Source organism: Pantoea sp. UBA5035, from assembly GCF_002415245.1.
GTDB lineage: Bacteria > Pseudomonadota > Gammaproteobacteria > Enterobacterales > Enterobacteriaceae > Pantoea > Pantoea septica.
Window position 1 is genome coordinate 178,037 of record NZ_DICD01000011.1, and the last position, 16,958, is coordinate 194,994.

15 protein-coding genes are annotated in these 16,958 nt (G+C 60.7%); 8 read left to right on the forward strand and 7 right to left on the reverse strand.

What is annotated here, in order from left to right; genetic code table 11:
• Positions 1 to 33: 33 nt before the first annotated feature.
• Positions 34 to 354 carry a hypothetical protein gene (locus B3229_RS08450; protein ID WP_048784799.1) on the reverse strand — a complete coding sequence of 107 codons (321 nt, stop codon included), beginning with the start codon at positions 352 to 354 and terminating at the stop codon, positions 34 to 36.
• A gap of 329 nt (positions 355 to 683) precedes the next feature.
• Here B3229_RS08450 and B3229_RS08455 point away from each other — a divergent pair, with 329 nt between their 5' ends.
• The 3 genes from B3229_RS08455 to ddlA all read left to right on the forward strand — a co-directional run bounded on the left by B3229_RS08455 (position 684) and on the right by ddlA (position 2,853).
• The gene (locus B3229_RS08455) at positions 684 to 1,298 is read left to right on the forward strand and encodes a phage repressor protein CI (protein ID WP_286870350.1); all 615 of its coding nucleotides are present in this window, start codon (positions 684 to 686) and stop codon (positions 1,296 to 1,298) included.
• A 37-nt stretch (positions 1,299 to 1,335) separates the two neighbouring features.
• Entirely contained in the window at positions 1,336 to 1,671 is a 336-nt protein-coding gene (locus B3229_RS08460) for a hypothetical protein (protein ID WP_048784801.1), read from the forward strand.
• Between the two features lie 87 nt (positions 1,672 to 1,758).
• Entirely contained in the window at positions 1,759 to 2,853 is a 1,095-nt protein-coding gene (gene ddlA / locus B3229_RS08465; protein ID WP_286870351.1) for a D-alanine--D-alanine ligase, read from the forward strand.
• Between the two features lie 15 nt (positions 2,854 to 2,868).
• Here ddlA and B3229_RS08470 read toward each other — a convergent pair whose 3' ends face one another.
• From B3229_RS08470 to B3229_RS08485, 4 genes are all read right to left on the reverse strand, one after another.
• Positions 2,869 to 4,296: a GGDEF domain-containing protein gene (locus B3229_RS08470; RefSeq protein WP_048784804.1), complete on the reverse strand. Its 1,428-nt coding sequence runs from the start codon at positions 4,294 to 4,296 to the stop codon at positions 2,869 to 2,871.
• A 451-nt stretch (positions 4,297 to 4,747) separates the two neighbouring features.
• Complete coding sequence (locus B3229_RS08475; RefSeq protein ID WP_152904237.1) at positions 4,748 to 6,217, reverse strand: SulP family inorganic anion transporter; 1,470 nt, start codon at positions 6,215 to 6,217, stop codon at positions 4,748 to 4,750.
• 2 nt (positions 6,218 to 6,219) lie between these two features.
• A complete protein-coding gene (locus B3229_RS08480) occupies positions 6,220 to 6,840 on the reverse strand; it encodes a carbonic anhydrase (protein ID WP_286870352.1) in 621 nt (206 codons plus the stop codon).
• A 584-nt stretch (positions 6,841 to 7,424) separates the two neighbouring features.
• Positions 7,425 to 8,234: a 5'-nucleotidase, lipoprotein e(P4) family gene (locus B3229_RS08485; RefSeq protein WP_286870353.1), complete on the reverse strand. Its 810-nt coding sequence runs from the start codon at positions 8,232 to 8,234 to the stop codon at positions 7,425 to 7,427.
• A 98-nt stretch (positions 8,235 to 8,332) separates the two neighbouring features.
• Here B3229_RS08485 and B3229_RS08490 point away from each other — a divergent pair, with 98 nt between their 5' ends.
• Both B3229_RS08490 and B3229_RS08495 read left to right on the forward strand, forming a co-directional pair.
• On the forward strand, positions 8,333 to 9,046 hold the full coding sequence (locus B3229_RS08490; protein ID WP_286870354.1) for a polyphenol oxidase family protein: 714 nt from the start codon (positions 8,333 to 8,335) through the stop codon (positions 9,044 to 9,046).
• A gap of 107 nt (positions 9,047 to 9,153) precedes the next feature.
• Positions 9,154 to 11,169: an FAD-dependent oxidoreductase gene (locus B3229_RS08495; RefSeq protein ID WP_410477772.1), complete on the forward strand. Its 2,016-nt coding sequence runs from the start codon at positions 9,154 to 9,156 to the stop codon at positions 11,167 to 11,169.
• Here B3229_RS08495 and rlmG read toward each other — a convergent pair whose 3' ends face one another.
• Positions 11,170 to 12,288, reverse strand: a complete 1,119-nt coding sequence (gene rlmG / locus B3229_RS08500) for a 23S rRNA (guanine(1835)-N(2))-methyltransferase RlmG (RefSeq protein WP_286870355.1) — start codon at positions 12,286 to 12,288, stop codon at positions 11,170 to 11,172.
• An 81-nt stretch (positions 12,289 to 12,369) separates the two neighbouring features.
• Here rlmG and B3229_RS08505 point away from each other — a divergent pair, with 81 nt between their 5' ends.
• Positions 12,370 to 12,873 (forward strand): M48 family metallopeptidase, encoded by a 504-nt coding sequence (locus B3229_RS08505; RefSeq protein WP_286870356.1) that lies wholly within the window; start codon positions 12,370 to 12,372, stop codon positions 12,871 to 12,873.
• Here the strand turns inward: B3229_RS08505 and B3229_RS08510 are convergent.
• Entirely contained in the window at positions 12,870 to 14,558 is a 1,689-nt protein-coding gene (locus tag B3229_RS08510; RefSeq protein ID WP_286870357.1) for a chloride channel protein, read from the reverse strand. The two genes, B3229_RS08505 and B3229_RS08510, sit on opposite strands and share 4 nt — an antisense overlap.
• A gap of 147 nt (positions 14,559 to 14,705) precedes the next feature.
• On the opposite strand from B3229_RS08510, the gene B3229_RS08515 reads away from it, so the two are divergent.
• Both B3229_RS08515 and B3229_RS08520 read left to right on the forward strand, forming a co-directional pair.
• Positions 14,706 to 15,698: a Gfo/Idh/MocA family protein gene (locus B3229_RS08515; RefSeq protein ID WP_286870358.1), complete on the forward strand. Its 993-nt coding sequence runs from the start codon at positions 14,706 to 14,708 to the stop codon at positions 15,696 to 15,698.
• 253 nt (positions 15,699 to 15,951) lie between these two features.
• Positions 15,952 to 16,923, forward strand: a complete 972-nt coding sequence (locus B3229_RS08520; RefSeq protein WP_286870359.1) for a TerC family protein — start codon at positions 15,952 to 15,954, stop codon at positions 16,921 to 16,923.
• The last annotated feature ends 35 nt before the right edge of the window (positions 16,924 to 16,958 follow it).

Here is a 16,958-nt window from a genome sequence, read left to right on the forward strand (position 1 = left end):
GGGTTGACGTCATCGATTTGCGGTTAAGGTCAGTTACTCAGACAGATACTGGTCGGCGTCAGAAAAGGGACGCGGCAGCAGCCTGCCCCAGCGCACCAGTTTGTTCATGGCGGCGATAATCAGCGCGCGGCGCGGCTCATCGAAGGATTCAAAGGCGTCGCCGACCTCCTGTAGCCGAAAGCTCCCCGGTTTCTCCCGGTTCGCCAGCGTCAGCACGCAGAACTTAAACTCCTCGCTCTGCCGGTTAAAGGCGATCAATGCCGGATTACGGCTGTCGCTCCGCATTCGCCGCCAGCTTTTGCGGAACTCATCAAAGCTCATGGCCGCCGCAGGTTCAGAATGGCTATTCATCATAAGTGAATCAGGCTGGCTGAAAGTTAACAGAAAAAGAACAGGGCGCTTTCCTCATGCGCGCTGGCGCGCTCTGCACGCCGCACGTCGCTATAGCCGATGCGCTGCGCCTGGCGCCAAACGCAGGCAAGAGGCGCTCTGCCTGAATAAAAAGCGCTGAAACGGGACGTTTTACGCTGATTCTTAATAAAAGGAGCGCAGCTATGGCATTTGTAATATCAGGCCTCATAGGGCATCATCTCCAGTTAACGTAATGTCAGTTATATGCGATAACATTCACAACGCAGTGATGCTAATTCAAATATGTTAGTAACACAAGAGGAAGCTCAAAAATGTTAGTCACTAATTTTAACGGGAGCGGCGGGGCTATCCTCGACAGGCTGATTCAGGCCTATGGGTTTAAACAGAAGTCGCAGTATGCCGAGCATGTCGGCCTCTCTTCGAGCAACCTGGCAATGCGTTATAAAAGAGACGCTTTCCCGGCTGATCTGGTGGTGCAGTGCCTGATCGATACCGATGCTGAACTGAACTGGATCCTCTATGGCCAGGGCAATCCGCCCAGCGCGGTGCAGGCGCTGACGGCGGAAAAAGGCAGCGAAAGTCACCCGATGAAGAGCCTGACCGATATTGAGCGGGTTAAATTAACAAATGGTGAACTCTCGCCTGTCGATTTTGTGACTCTGGAGAGCAAGCTGTTTCTGGATAAGGTGGCGCCCCACAGCAATCTGCTGGCGGTGATTGAAGGCGAGCAGCAGTACATCGTTAACCGCAGCTTTAAGGCGGTGGTGGACGGCAAATGGCTGCTGGATATCGAGGGCATGGCCAGCCTGCGCAACCTCGCGCGACTGCCTGGCGGCCGGGTGAGAATCAGCGGCGGCGACGCGGAGTTTGAGTGCGCGCTGAACGAGATTTCCGCCACCGGCATCGTGGTGATGACGTTAATTTAAAGGAGCCGCGCTTCGCCTCAGCGGACCGAACCGATACATGCGATTCAGACTTAACATCCTTATTCCCCTTCTTCTCCTCTGCGTAGCCGCCGGCTGGTACTGGCTGACGCCGCACTACAGCAAAGAGGACGAGGCCTATTACATCTCGGTGTTCTGCGCGATTCACCATGACGACAGCCGCCGCTTTGTGGCCGATATGCGCACGGTGATCGAAGGCGGCAACTCCGACTACGCGCTGCAAAAAATTCACTTCCAGCCGCGCCTGGGCCAGCACGTGGCGGATGCCTGGCAGACGCTGAGCGCCGGGCAAAAGGCGCAGGCGAGCGCCGACGCCGCCCAGTGCCGCGCCCTGCTCTCCGCTACGCTAAATTAAGCCGACGCTACGCTGCGCCACGCCGTTACAGCGCGAAATCCGCGTGTTATCTTGTGGGTTTCGCAACATCTTTTCAGGCAAGCTCTAATGACAAAACTGCGGGTAGGCATTGTGTTCGGCGGCAAATCGGCCGAGCACGAAGTATCGTTACAGTCGGCTAAAAATATCCTTGATGCGATCGATAAAACGCGTTTCGAGCCGGTGCTGTTAGGCATTGATAAACAGGGTCAGTGGCATCTTAACGACGCCTCGAACTTTCTGATCAACGCGCAGGATCCGGCGCTCATCGCGCTTAACCGCGCTGGCGAAAGCGTGGCGCTGGTGCCGGGCGCGTCGCAGCAGCAGATGATCGCCCGTCAGAGCGGTCATGCGCTGTCGCAGATCGATGTGATTTTCCCTATCGTGCACGGCACGCTCGGCGAAGATGGATCGCTGCAGGGCTTGCTGCGCATGGCGTCGCTGCCTTTTGTCGGCTCTGGCGTGCTCGGCTCGGCGGTCAGCATGGATAAAGATTTCACTAAACGTCTGCTGCGCGACGCCGGGCTGCAGGTCGCGCCCTGGATCAGCGTCACGCAGGCGCAGCGTTCGCGTATTGAGGCGGCGGAGATTGTCGCGCAGCTTGGCCTGCCGCTGTTTATCAAACCAGCCAATCAGGGCTCTTCAGTGGGCGTCAGCAAAGTTGACAGCGTCGACGACGTCGACCGCGCGCTGGATCTCGCCTTTACCTTCGATCGCAAGGTGCTGATTGAAACCGGCATCAAAGGCCGCGAGATCGAGTGTGCGGTGCTGGGCAACGACGATCCGCAGGCGAGCCCGTGCGGCGAAGTGGTGGTGCACGACGCCTTCTACTCCTACGAGACCAAATATATCAGCGAAACCGGCGCGCAGACGCAGGTGCCCGCCGCCATCGACAACGCGCACAGCGAAGCGATCCGCGCCGTGGCGATTAAGGCGTTTCAGGCGCTGGAGTGCAGCGGAATGGCGCGCGTCGACGTTTTCCTGACGGAAGCGGGCGAGATTATCGTCAACGAGGTGAATACCCTGCCCGGCTTCACCAATATCAGCATGTATCCCAAGCTGTGGCAGGCGGCGGGACTCAGCTATCGCGATCTGATTACCCGCCTGATCGAGCTGGCGCTGGAGCGCCATCAGCAAACCAGCCAGCTGAAAAGCAGCGTTTAGTCGCGAAGCGTCGCGTTACGCCACGTCGCTGGTGGCCAGCGCAAGGGTTCTGAAGGCGGGCGTGGTCTGATTGCGCCCGTTGCGCTTGGAGAGATAGAGGTTTTTATCCGCGGCGGAGATCAGCTGGTTAACCAGGCTGTGCCAGTCGCGCTCTTCGCCCGCCTTGCCCTGCGCCAGCCCCAGGCTGACGGTGACGGTAACGGTGTTGCCCTGCAGCCAGAACTTCTCTTTGCCGATCGCCTGTCGCACCGCTTCCGCCAGCTGGTAGAGTCGCTCGGGACGCGCGTCGAACAGCACGATGGCAAACTCCTCCCCACCGAAGCGGCAGATGCGCCCCTGCTTGCCCACGACTTGCTGCATGCGCAGCGCAATCTCCTCCAGTACGCCGTCGCCGGCGTCATGACCGAAGTTGTCGTTGATGGCTTTAAAATAGTCGACATCCAGCAGGATGACCCCAACGTTGCGCTGCGCCGAGAACGGCTCCTCTTTCAGACTTTCATACAGCCCGGAGCGCGACAGCAACTGGGTAAGAAAATCGTAGTTGGCGCGCAGCGCGAGCCGCTGATTAAGCTGACGTACCGCATCCATACTGACGGCGACGATCAGCGGGCTGATGGCGACGGTGGCGACGCCGAGACGCGCCGAGGTGAGATGGCTTAAGTGCAGCAGGTTATCGTTGCCCTGAATGTTCATCACGCCGTGCGATACCAGCACAATTTCGCTGATGCCGGTCAGCAGGATCACCAGGCTGGTGACCGGGATCGGCAAGACGATGGCGCACCAGATCAGCGCCGGAACCGGAAAGGTCAGGCTGCCCGCGCCGCCCATCATCGCCCCGACCGCCAGCGACAGCACCACGCTCAATAGCGGCAGCCATTTGCCCGGCGAGAGCAGCGCGGCGAACGACAGGCCGCGCCAGTTGCGCGTCAGCAGGAAGGGCAGCAGCATCAGGCCGGTAGAGAACTGTTCGCTGAACCAGTCGCCCCAGGCGGTGGCGAAGCGGGTGTCGAAGCTCAAATCCTGCGCCAGCCCGCCCCAGGTGGCGCAGGCAAAGGCGGCCAGCAGGCAGGCGGGAAAGATGCGCAGCGCGTTGCTGATCTGTCTGCGGTCGGAGTCGCGCAGATAGTGCTTCACCAGCATCGAGACGGAGATAATGATGAACAGCAGGTTGGCGACGTTAAGCGTCACGGCGGGCCACGCCCAGCCAGAAAAGAGGGTATCGTTCGCCACCATGGCGGCGAAGCTGGCAAGATAGTAGCGAATGCGGTGCAGCCAGGGATGCCGGACGATGACGGCAGCGACGATGGCGTTTACCGGCCAGAAGAGAGAAAGCTCCGCAGGCACGCGCAGATGGCTGCCCAAAAAGCAAAACAGCAGGGTGATAAGAAACAGCGAGAGGAGATTCGTTGTCGTGTTGTGCTCTGCAAACAGCTTAACGCGCATAGGTTTGAACCCTGTAGCCTGTAAATTCTCCGCTCCCTGCCCTTCCCGGACCTTCGCCGTACGCCATTAAACCGCACTTGCCGCCCGGGCAATTCAGTGAATAAACGGCAGAGATCGGCGCTACTCGCAATCTGGGCTGCGCCGTCTGGCTTATGGCGCGGAAATTATGCCTTAAATAAAAAAATCGGCTATCCGAGATATCCGATTTTTCAGACAGCTACTAAGTCAAACTAGCGGGTGACATGGCCTGAAGAGCAAAGCGTCCCGCGATAAGGACAAAAACGCCGGGAGCGTTTTTGAACAACGCAGCGCGTTGGCCCGGCTACGGGCGCACCTCAAGGATGAGGTGCGTAATTGCGCGGGACGAGCTGGCAGGGATGCCGTCTTTTGCGTCTTTGCGATCAGGCCATATCACCCGCGTAATCACCTGACTAACAGGCGAATCCCTCTTTTACTTCACCGCCACCGGCCACTGGCTGAGGCGAATGCCGCGCTTATCTGCGTTGTCGCCGAAATCCTTCAGCACCGCCTTCACGTCGGGATCCAGATACTCGGCGTTATCGTGATCCACAATCACCACGCTGTTCTCCGGGATCTCCGCCAGCAGACCCTGCAGCTTCGGGTTATGCAGAAAGGTCAGATTCTGCTGAAAGCGCAGCACATAGTGATCGTCATAGCGCGTCAGCTGCAGCGCGTTGCGGTGGCTCTTGTAGAGGCTGTAAAGCATCTGCGTCGCCAGACCGATGCCGATGCCTGCCAGCATGCCGAACAGGATAATGCCGCCGATGGTGGCGAGGAACGGCACGTACTGCTGCGCGCCCATGCGGAACTGCTCCACAAACAGGCGCGGCGTCGCCAGCTTATAGCCGGTATAGAGCAGCACCGCCGCCAGGCTGGCCAGCGGAATGGCGTTCAGCATATCGCTGAACCAGAGCCCGCAGATCAGCAGCAGCACGCCGTGGATCAGAATAGAGAGCTTGGTCTGCGCGCCGGTGCTGACGTTCACCGAACTGCGCACGATTACCGCGGTAATCGGCATGGCGCCCAGCAGGCCGGCGCTGAGATTGCCGATCCCCTGCGCGAACATTTCGCGATTGGGCGACGGCGGCGGATTCTGCGGGCGCAGCTTCTTCAGCGCCTCCTGGCTCAGCAGCGTCTCCAGGCTGGCGACCAGCGCCAGCGTCACCGCCACCACCCAGACCGACGGATTTTGCCATGCGTTCCAGGCCGGGCTCTCCAGCTGCGCCGCCAGCGCGGAGAGGCTGTCGAACTCCGGCAGCGCGATGCGCGACAGCTGAGCCGCCATCTCCGGCATCCACTCTCCGCCGAATACCGTGGCGGCGCAGCCGAACAGCACCGCCACCAGCGGACCGGGTATCCAGCCCAGCACGCCCGCCTTTTTCACCAGCGGCGTGGTCCAGAGCCAGAGAATCGCCAGACTGCCGCCGGCGACCAGCATCGCGGGCGCGGAAAAGGTCGCGGCGCCGCTGGCGAATCCGGCCAGACCGGCATCGCCCTCAATACCGAACGCCACCGGGATCTGCTGGATAATCAGCAAAATGCCGATAGCCGCCAGCATGCCCTTAATAACACTGCCCGGCACCAGCGAGATAAAGCGGCCGGCGCGCAGCAGGCCGAGGCCGCACTGCATCAGGCCAGCCAGCACCAGCGCGGTAAGAAAAGCGCTGAAGCTGCCGAGCGTCTCGATAGAGGCGACGACGATCGTCACCAGGCCCGCCGCCGGGCCGCTGACGGCAAAGCGCGACGGGCTAAGCGCGGTGACCAGCAGCCCGCCGATCACCCCGGTCAGCAGGCCGGCGAACGGCGGCAGTCCGCTCGCCTGCGCAATGCCCAGACAGAGCGGCAGCGCCACCAGAAAAACCACCAGGCCGGCAGGAATATCCTGACGAAGCGTATTCACATTCATGGCGAAGATTCCTCTGCTGATTGCTGGATTAACTCTTTAAGGTGGCCCGACTGCAGATCGTAAACGCAGCCGAACAGATCTAACGCCTGGCCCGCGCGCCACGCGTCGCGCACTGGGGCGGCGGCGGCGAGACGGGCGAACTGCGCCAGCACGTTAACCTCCACCAGCCGGTTCAGCGTCTCCGCGGCGGTCTGCGGCGCGTCGGGCAGCCCGTCCCCTAATGCCTGACGCAGCGCGGCGATACGGCGCGCCAGCGCCGAGTCTTCATGCGCCAGCGGGCTCTGCGGCAGGTCAATCGCCGCCTGAACGCCGCCGCAGCCGTAGTGGCCGCACAGCACGATGCGTTTTACGCCGAGATAGATGATGGCGTACTGCAGCACGCTCATCAGGTTGTCGTCGCCGTCGACCACCATGTTGGCGATATTGCGATGAACGAAGAGTTCGCCGGGATGCGAGCCGGTCAGGACTTCAGCCGGTACGCGGCTGTCTGAACAGCCAATCCAGAGTGAATGCGGTTTTTGTTGATGGAGGTATTTTTCAAAATAGTCAGGATTACGCTCGCGGCGCTGGAGCGCCCAGCTGCGATTTTTCGCTAATAAAGGTTTCAGTGTCGTCACAATCGTCTCTCTCAACAACCGGGGATCGAATATTCAGGCGAACAAGGTGGTGAACCGGCTCACAGTTAGCCGGTGTCGGTTTAAGAAATAACGCAGTTGATCACAGAAATTGTTTATAGACGTTTATGATTGATTACGCATCCGTAATTTTTTTCCAGGCCAGGGTGGCGCGCTTTTTGTAAGGAATAATTCAACAGAGGTAAATTTCAGGTAAAGCTATTTAAGTGCGCCTGATTTAAGCGACGCGGGAGAAACCATTAAAATTAAGAAATTTCAATTGATTGGAATAACCTTATTATTTAAAAGCTCTTTCCGCTGACAAATAATGACATTCCAGCTGGCGACGTTTTTACACACGCTCAGTTACCAGCGGTACTTTATTACAGAAAAATCCGAATTAATTTTTTAACCAATAGCGATTAACACTGGCTGCTGGCAAAAAAGGCAGCGTAATAAACTTAATAAAGGTGGTTTTGAAAGTAAGAGATAATTAAATTAGTTTGCAGCAAAATAGTTACCTGTAAACGTAAATATCGACGGATAAAAACAAGAGCCTGCTGGCGCAGGCTCTTTCGCTTGACGAATTATTTACCGTTCCACGCTTTTAGCTGCGCATCGCGCGTTGAGAGCTGCTGCTGCGGCGTCAGCTTGTTGTAGTTTTCCGCCATGCCGCTCTCCCAGTCGCCATAGAGCGGATTAGGCAACACGATGAACTGGGTGCCGAACAGCGCGTGATTCTGGCTGACAAAGGCGCGACGCTGCGCGTTGCCCTGATGCCATGTCGCCGCGCCGAAATCATTCAGGTTATCGCCGACGTAGAGCACCACGTTGTAGCCCGCCGCTTTGATGGCGTCGAAACGCGCCTGTTTGTTAGAGCTGCCGGTGCTGAGGCGCACGGTCTGCGGCGTCACCTGCGGGAAGCCGAGCTGCGTCAAATTCGCGACGGTGGCGTCGAAATCTTTCTGGTCGCGGTTCGACACATAGAACAGCGTGCCGCCGTGCGAGGTGACGTAGCGGGCGAAATCGACCGCGCCGGGCACCGCCAGCGCCTGCTTCGCCTGGGTCCACGTCGACCAGCTTTGCGCGCTGAACGGCTGGCCGTTTTTCGCCTGCCAGGCGCTGTAGGCGCTGTTATCGATCATGGTTTCATCGAGATCGACGATCACCGCTTTAGGCTTGCCGGTCAGCGACGGCGCGGCGTCGAACGCCAGCCGCGCGCCGTTGAAGGCCTGCCACGTCAGTGCCTGATACTCGCCGGACTGCTGGAACCAGTTCAGGGCCAGCACCGACTGCTGGCCGAGCTGTTGCTGCGCATGTTGCGTTGTCTGCGAGGCGCAGCCCGACAGCATCAGCGCCATCAGGCCGCTGGTCAGCAGCGTTGCGGTCATTTTCATCCTGTTATCCTTAAGCCGAAAGTGGGAAGAGGTAACGCTTTAAAAATGTAGCAGTTAACCTAAGCTGAATGCAGCCAAACGCCTCAGAGGAGATTCATATGGGAATCCGCGTACGCTCTACCCTGCTTGATGCGCTGGAGTGGGTTGACTATGCCTTTCAGCCCGCAGGCGAAGCGCCGCCCGACGATGTCGCTTACGGCCATCAGCGCCACAGCGCCACGGTAGTGGATGACGAAGCCAACGTGCCGCCGAAAAGCTGCGAGTCCGACGGGATTATCGGACTGGGCGCCCGGCCGGTCGCGGTCTATACCGCCGACTGCCTGCCGGTGCTGATTGCCGATACGCAGCAGCGGCGCGTGGCAGCGGTGCATGCCGGGCTAAAAGGCACGCTGGCGGGCGTGCTGGAGCGCGCCGTCGTAAGGCTGTGCGAAACGGGCAGCTCGCCGGACGGTCTTTATGTCGCCATCGGGCCAGCCATCGCGCCCTGCTGCTATGAGCTGGGCGAGGAGATGCTGAGCGCCGTCGCGCCCACGCTCTCCGGATCGCAGCCGCCCTGCTGGCAGCGCGAGCAGCCGCACAACCCGCTCGCCGTCAGGCCGCAGGCGAAGGCGACCCGCAACGGCGTCTGGTTCGATCTGCCGCAGCTGGCGACGCTAAGACTGACAGAGGCGGGCGTGCCGGCGGCGAACATCGAAAACGTCAGCTTTTGCACCTATTGCATGGCGGAAACCGGCTCCAGCTATCGCCGCAATACCCACTTCAACAGCGGCTATCAGTCGCGCTTCTCATGGATACGCCGTCGGGGCGGCTAAGGCTCGCTTTTTTGATGCGCCTCACAGCGCGGCAAACTTTCACTTTTTTTTAACATCACGGCAGCTACATTACACTCATCCGACCACTTAACCTGAGTGATGCCGCCGTGAAGAGTCATGCCTACCCTGCCCTGTTCGCCCCGCTCGACCTGGGGTTTACGCAGCTGCGCAACCGCTTCCTGATGGGCTCGATGCATACCGGACTGGAAGAGCATGCCGACGGCGCCCAGCGCCTTGCCGCATTTTATGGCGAGCGCGCGCGCGAAGGCGTCGCGCTGATCGTCACCGGCGGCGTCGCGCCCAACGCGCAGGGCGTGGCGATGAAGCATGGCGCGACGCTGGTCTCGCCGGAACAGTGCGGCTGGCATCGCCAGATTACCGACGCGGTACATGCGGAAGGCGGCAAAATCGCCCTGCAGATCCTGCATACCGGCCGCTACAGCTACCAGCAGGATCTGGTGGCGCCCTCGGCGATCCAGGCGCCGATTAATCCTTATCTGCCGCAGGAGATGAGTGAGCAGGCGATCCTGCAAACCATCGACGACTTCGCACGCTGCGCGCGGCTGGCGCAGCGCGCGGGCTATGACGGCGTAGAGATCATGGGCTCGGAAGGCTATCTGATTAATCAGTTTTTAGCGCCGCGCACCAACCAGCGCAGCGACCGCTGGGGCGGCGACGCGACGCGCCGTCAGGCGTTCGCGCTGGCCGTCACCCGCGCGGTGCGCGACGCCGTGGGCCGCGACTTTATTGTGATTTTCCGCCTGTCGATGCTGGATCTGGTGGAGGACGGCAGCTCGCTGGAAGAGACGCTCACGCTGGCGACCGCGCTGGAGAAAAGCGGCGTCACCCTGTTCAATACCGGCATCGGCTGGCACGAAGCGCGCGTTCCCACCATCGCCACTTCGGTGCCGCGCGCGGCCTTCGCCTCGGCGGCGCGGCGGCTGCGCCAGCATGTTGCGGCGCCGGTGATCGCCACCAACCGCATCAACCATCCGCAGGTGGCCGAGCAGCTATTGCAGAGCGGCTGCGCGGATATGGTGTCGCTGGCGCGTCCGTTTCTCGCCGACGCCGCCTTCGTCAGCAAATCGGCGCGCGGCGCGGCGGAGAGCATTAATACCTGCATCGCCTGCAACCAGGCCTGCCTCGACCAGATCTTTGTCGGCAAGATCACCTCCTGTCTGGTGAACCCGCGCGCCTGCCACGAAACCCTGATGCCGGTAACGCCCTGCGCCGCGGCGAAGCTTATCGCAGTGGTGGGCGCCGGTCCGGCAGGCATGGCCTTCGCGCTGCAGGCGGCGCAGCGCGGCCATCGGATAAGGCTCTACGAGGCCGCCGAGGCCATTGGCGGCCAGTTCAACATCGCGCGCCAGATCCCGGGCAAAGCAGAGTTTAGCGAAACCCTGCGCTACTTCACCCACCAGCTTGCCGCGGCCGGCGTCGAGGTGCAAACCGGTTGTCGGGTGACGGCGGCGGATCTGGTCGAGGCGGACGAGGTGGTGCTGGCAACCGGCATTCAGCCGCGCACGCCGGCGATCCCCGGCATCAATCATCCGAGCGTGCTCAGCTATCTTGCGGTGCTGCGCGACAAAAAACCGGTGGGCCGCCGCGTCGCCATTATCGGCGCGGGCGGCATCGGCTTCGATACCGCTATGTACCTCTCTCAGCCGGCGGAAGCGCAGACCAGCGAAAGCTTCTGCCGCGAATGGGGCATCGACCTGACGCTGGCGCAGCGCGGCGGCCTGACGCACGCCGAGCCGCAGCCTGCTGCGCGCGCCATCTGGCTGCTGCAGCGCAAACCGGGCAAACCGGGCGCGGGTCTGGGCAAAACCACCGGCTGGATCCATCGCGCCACGCTGCAGGCGCGCGGCGTGCGCATGTGGGGCGGCGTCGAGTATCTGGCGATCGACGATGAGGGGCTGCTGCTGCGCCGCGACGGCGCAGTAGAGAGAGTCGTCGTGGATAACGTGATTATCTGTGCCGGTCAGGAGCCGCAGCGCGAGCTGGAGGTGGCGCTGCGCGCGCGCGGCAAAAACGTTCACCTTATCGGCGGCGCCGACGTGGCGCTGGAGCTGGATGCCCGCCGGGCGATCGCCCAGGCGGTGCAGCTGGCGCTGGCTATCTGATCAGCGCATCTTCACCGCGCGCAGCACCACGAACTTCTGGTTCGAGGCCACCAGCGTGCAGTTGCCGAACAGTTTTTTCAGCTTGTGGTGGTAGTCGAGGTGGCGGTTGCCGACGATGCGCAGCTCGCCGCCGTACTGCAGGCAGCGTTTGGCGTCGCGGAACATCTGCCACGCCAGGTGATCGGTGACGGCGTGCTGCTGATGGAACGGCGGGTTGCAGAGCACGGCGTGCAGACGGTCTGACGGATAGCCGCTCAGCACGTTGTTGACGCGAAAGACGCAGCGCGTCAGATCCTGCGGACGGTTCACCTCGACGTTGAGCTGGCTTGACGCCACCGCCATGTAAGACTCATCGAGAAAATGCACTTCAGCCTGCGGATTGCTCTCCAGCGCCATCAGGCCAATCACCCCGTTGCCGCAGCCGAGATCGACGATCTCGCCTTCGATATTTTCCGGCAGATGATGCATAAAGAGGCGCGCGCCGATATCCAGCGAGGTGCGCGAGAAGACGTTGGCGTGGTTGTGGATCTGCCAGGGCGTCTCGTCCAGCGGCCAGACGGTGGTCGCCGCCTGCGGCGCCAGCGTCGGCGCGCTGAACTGGGTGTAGATCAGACGCGCTTTTTTCCACGCCAGCGAAGTGCGCGTGTCGCCGAGGATCTTCTCGAACAGCTGCAGCGTGGAGTTATGGATCTCTTTAGCGCGCGCCGCCGCCAGGATCACCGTATCGGCGGTCACCACCTCGCGCAGGGCGCGCAGCTGCTGCTCCAGCAGCGCCAGGGTTTTCGGCACCTTGATCAGCACCGCGGCCGGCGCGGCGGGCAGCGGGTCGAGGCTGCTGAGAAAGCGCACTTCGCCGTCGTCAAGTTCATTAAGGCGCAGGTTTTGCCGCGTCGCCTGCTGGCTGAGCCAGGAGTCGCTGACGTGCCAGACCGGACGCGGGTTGAGCGCGCAGGTGAGCGCGCCGAAGCTGTCGTTGAACACCAGGATCGGCCCTTCCGGCAGCGTCTGCTGCAGCAAATATTCATCCGCCGCATCCCACGCCTGAAGCGGACTCTCTTCACGCATTTGCGGAAAACGATGCAGGATCAGGGTGCGATCCGCTAGTTCAAGTTGGCTCATGAATTCTCCGGCTGGTACAATCTGGCTGTTTTACGCCCTAAAAAGGGGGCGCAGTATACTGTCTTTCGCCGGGAATCCCTAATGTCCTCACTCATCTATCTGCAGGGTTATCCTGAGAACATCCTTCAGCAGGTTCAGACGCTGATCAAACATGAAAAGCTTGGCGCTTTTTTGCAGCAGCGCTATCCCGACACCCACAATATCGTTAGCGATAAAGCGTTATATGACTATACCCAGGCGCTGAAAAATCGCTTTATGCGCAACGCGCCGCCGATTAGCAAAGTGATCTGGGATAACAAAATCAAGGTGATGAAGCACGCGCTGGGCCTGCACACGGCCGTTTCGCGCGTTCAGGGCGGCAACCTCAAGGCCAAAGCGGAGATCCGCGTCTCGACCTTTTTCCGCCTTGCCCCCGAGCCTTTCCTGCGCATGATCGTGGTGCACGAGCTGGCGCACCTGAAAGAGAAAGATCACGACAAGGCGTTCTATCAGCTCTGCTGCCATATGGAGCCGGACTACCATCAGCTGGAGTTCGACGCCCGGCTCTGGATGACGGATCAGGCGATGCGCGGCAACGTGGCCTAAAGGAACTCCTGCGCTTTCTGGATCAGGCTGGTTTTAGTCAGCGCGCCGAGAAAGCGCTTCTCCTGCGGATTATTCAGCACCGGCAGACGCTCCAGCGTCACGCGCGCGAACGCCTCCCAGCCTTCGCGCATGCTCTGGTTCTGGTAGACGAAGGGAAAGTTGTCGTCCATGACCGTAGAGACCGGCGAATCGAGCGTGATCTCCTGCGCCAGCACTTTGCGCGCGATATCGTGGATTGAAACCACGCCGAGAAAAGCGCCCGCCGCGTTAATTACGTAGACGTAGCGTTCGCGCTTCAGCGAGCTGACCGCCAGCGCCTGCCCCACCGACTCCTGCGGCTGCAGCGCCGCCCCCGGAATAATTAGCTGCGCCACGCGCATGTTGTCGAAGTCATATTTCGCCTCCGAGCGGTTAAAGTGGTTGCCGACCACCGGATAGGTGCTGGCGGACTGCAGCCGATAGACCACCATCGACGCCAGCACGGCGGCGATCATCACCGGAAAAAGCAGCGAGCTGTTGAGGGTCATCTCCAGCACCATCAGGATCGCCATCAGCGGCGCCTGACTGACGGCAGCCAGCACCGCCGCCATGCCGATGGCCGCGTAGAGCAGCACGTTGCCGAGCGGCAGATGCAGCGCCGCGCCCAGCGTCGCCAGCGCCACGCCGAGCAGCGCGCCGATCAGCAGCGACGGCGTAAAAAGACCGCCCACCGCGTTGGAGCCGACCGACAGCGTGGTCGCCAGCGTCTTTAGCAGCAGCAGCAGCAGCAGGCCCGGCAGCAGATAGTCGCCCGCCATGATTTTGACGATCACTTCGTAGCCGTTGCCCAGGATATCGGTGGAGATCAGCGCCAGCAGCCCCACCGCCAGCCCGCCGGCGCCTAGCCGCAGCGGCAGCGAACGGATATGGCCGAACAGCGCTTTGCTGCGCGCGATAAGCTTAATCAGCAGCCAGCCCGCCAGCCCGGCGACCAGGCCAATGACCACCGTTAGCAGCAGGCTGCTTACGTCCATCTGAAAGCTGACGTCCGCCAGCGGATAGAGCGCGTTGCGGAAGCCCAGCGACCACATGGTCATCACGGCGACCGACGAGGCGATCACCAGCGGGATCAGGCGCTGCAGCGCCGAGATGCCGAAGGCGATTTCAGCCACGAAGATCGCCGACGCCAGCGGCGCGTGGTAGACCGATGAAAGCCCGGCGGCGGCGGCCATCGCCACCACGTCGCTGTTTTTCAGGTTGAGCGAGGCGGGGATCCAGCGGCCCAGCACGCTGCCGCACAGCGCGGAGAGCTGCACCATCGGCCCCTCTTTACCGATAGAGGCGCCCGAGCCGATGCTGGCAATAGAGGAGAGCGCGCGAAACAGCGAGGTGCGGGTCGGCACCGCGTCAAGCCGCGCGTTAATCACCTCCAGATAGTCGGTTTTTACCGTCTGCTGCTGTTCGATGCTCACCGCGTAGCGCAGGAAAAAGCCCGCCAGCACGCCGCCCGCGCCCACCAGCAGCGGCCAGAAGATCCATGGCCAGACGTGCATCGCCACGGTGATCTCACTGCCGCTGTTGAACAGCACACGGTTAATCAGCTCGATAACGCCGCGAAACGCCAGCGTCACCAGCGACGCCGCCAGTCCGACCGGGATCGCCACCAGCAGCGTGGTCCAGTTCAATGCGTGTTTACTTCCTTTCAAGCGCGTTCTCCACCTTTTTCAGCCAGTCGCCGTTGCATCATCACTATATTGGAAGGCGGATCGCAGGATCAAACTCCCTTTGTTTCCGACGCTTGCGCCCAATGCCCGGCGTGCTACTCTGCCGCTATTTGCCGCAGGAGAGCCGACGTGATCCGTTTTGCTATTGTGGGAACCAACTGGATAACGCGCCAGTTTATCGATGCCGCGCATGAAACTGGCCATCTGCGTCTGAACGCCATCTATTCGCGTTCGCAGCAGCAGGCGGAAACCTTCGCCGCAGACTATCCCTGTTCGCATCTCTTTACCTCGCTGGAGGCGCTGGCCGCCAGCGATCTTATCGATGCGGTTTATCTGGCGAGCCCCAACGCCCTGCACTGCGAACAGGCGCTGCTGTTTATGTCGCACGGCAAGCACGTTATCTGCGAAAAGCCGCTCGCCTCCAACCTGCACGAGGCGGAGCGGATGATCGCCTGCGCCCGTCAGCATCAGGTGGTGCTGTTCGAGGCGTTTAAAACCGCCAGCCTGCCTAATTTCGCGCAGCTGCAGCAGGCGCTACCCGCCATCGGGCCGCTGCGCAAGGCGCTGTTCAGCTACTGCCAGTATTCGTCACGTTATCAGCGCTATCTCGACGGCGAGAATCCCAACACCTTTAATCCGCGCTGGTCGAACGGCTCGATAATGGATATCGGCTACTACTGCCTGGCAACGGCGGTGGCGCTGTGGGGCGTGCCGCAGGCGGTAAAAGCGAGCGCGACGCTGCTGGCCAGCGGGGTCGACGGCCACGGCAGCGTGCTGCTCGACTACGGCGACTTCGACGTCACCCTGCTGCACTCCAAGGTCAGCGACTCGCGCATTGCCAGCGAAATTCAGGGCGAAGCGGGCTCGCTGCTGATTGAAAAGCTGTCGGAGATGCAGTCGGTCAGCCTGGTGCCGCGCCATAGCGCCGCCCAGGTGCAGGATCTCAGCCAGCCGCAGCATATCAATACCATGCTTTATGAGGCCCAGACCTTTGCGCAGCTGGTGCGGCAGCGTCATATCGCGCATCCCGGGCTGGAAACCTCGCGCGTCACCGCCGCGCTGCTGACCGAAATCCGCCGCCAGACCGGCGTGGTTTTCCCTGCCGATGAGCAGGCTGTGTAAATATGTCTAAATATGAATGGCTGCGCTTGCCTCTTTCATGGCCAGCGCCTATCTTAACGCACAGCAAAGGGGAGTAACTTGTAAGCTGCACGATCGTCATTACGATGCGTAAGCATCCGGTCGTCAGGCAACCCGGAATCTGATTCTGTGTTGTAAGTGAGACCTTGCCGGAAGGCGAGGTTTGCTTACATCCCTGTAAAGCGGCTGACGTCTTCTGACTTCAGCCGTTTTTTATTTCAGGGCAGGAAACGCTATGCAGACAGTAGGAACGCCTCTTCTCTGGGGCAGCTTTGCGGTGGTGGTGCTGATTATGCTGGCGATCGATCTCTTTTTGCAGGGACGACGCGGCGCGCAGACCATGAGTTTTAAACAGGCGGCCGTCTGGTCACTGATTTGGGTGTCGGTGTCGCTGCTGTTCAGCGCCGCCTTCTGGTGGTATCTCGAGGGGAGCGCCGGGCGCGAAGTCGCCACCACGCAAACCCTGGCATTTTTGACCGGTTACGTGCTGGAAAAGGCGCTGGCGGTCGATAACGTCTTCGTCTGGCTGATGCTCTTCAGCTACTTCTCCATTCCCGCCGCGCTACAGCGCCGCGTGCTGATTTACGGCGTGCTGGGCGCGATCGTGCTGCGCACTATTATGATTTTCGCGGGCAGCTGGCTGGTGACGCAGTTTAGCTGGATCCTCTATCTGTTCGGCGCTTTCCTGCTGCTGACCGGCCTGAAGATGGCCTTTTCCAAAGAGGATGATGAGAACGCGGTGGGCGACAAGCCGGTAGTACGCTGGCTGCGCAAGCATCTGCGCATGACCGACGAGCTAGAGGGCGAGAAGTTTTTCACCCGCCGGAACGGCGTGCTGTTTGCGACGCCGCTGCTGCTGGTGCTGATTATGGTAGAGCTGAGCGACGTGATTTTTGCGGTCGACAGTATTCCAGCGATCTTCGCCGTGACCACCGATCCCTTCATCGTGCTGACCTCTAACCTGTTCGCTATTCTCGGCCTGCGCGCAATGTATTTTCTGCTGGCCAACGTCGCCGAGCGTTTCTCGATGCTTAAATATGGCCTGGCGATCGTGCTGGTCTTTATCGGCATTAAGATGTTGATCGTCGAGTTCTACCATATTCCGGTGGCGATCTCGCTGGGCGTCGTCGGCGTGATCCTCGGCTCGACCCTGTTAATCAACGCCTGGGTAAATCGCAAAAGCGACCAGAAAAAACGCTCGCAATAATCCGCTACAGGGGCAGGTAATGCCCCTGTTTTATT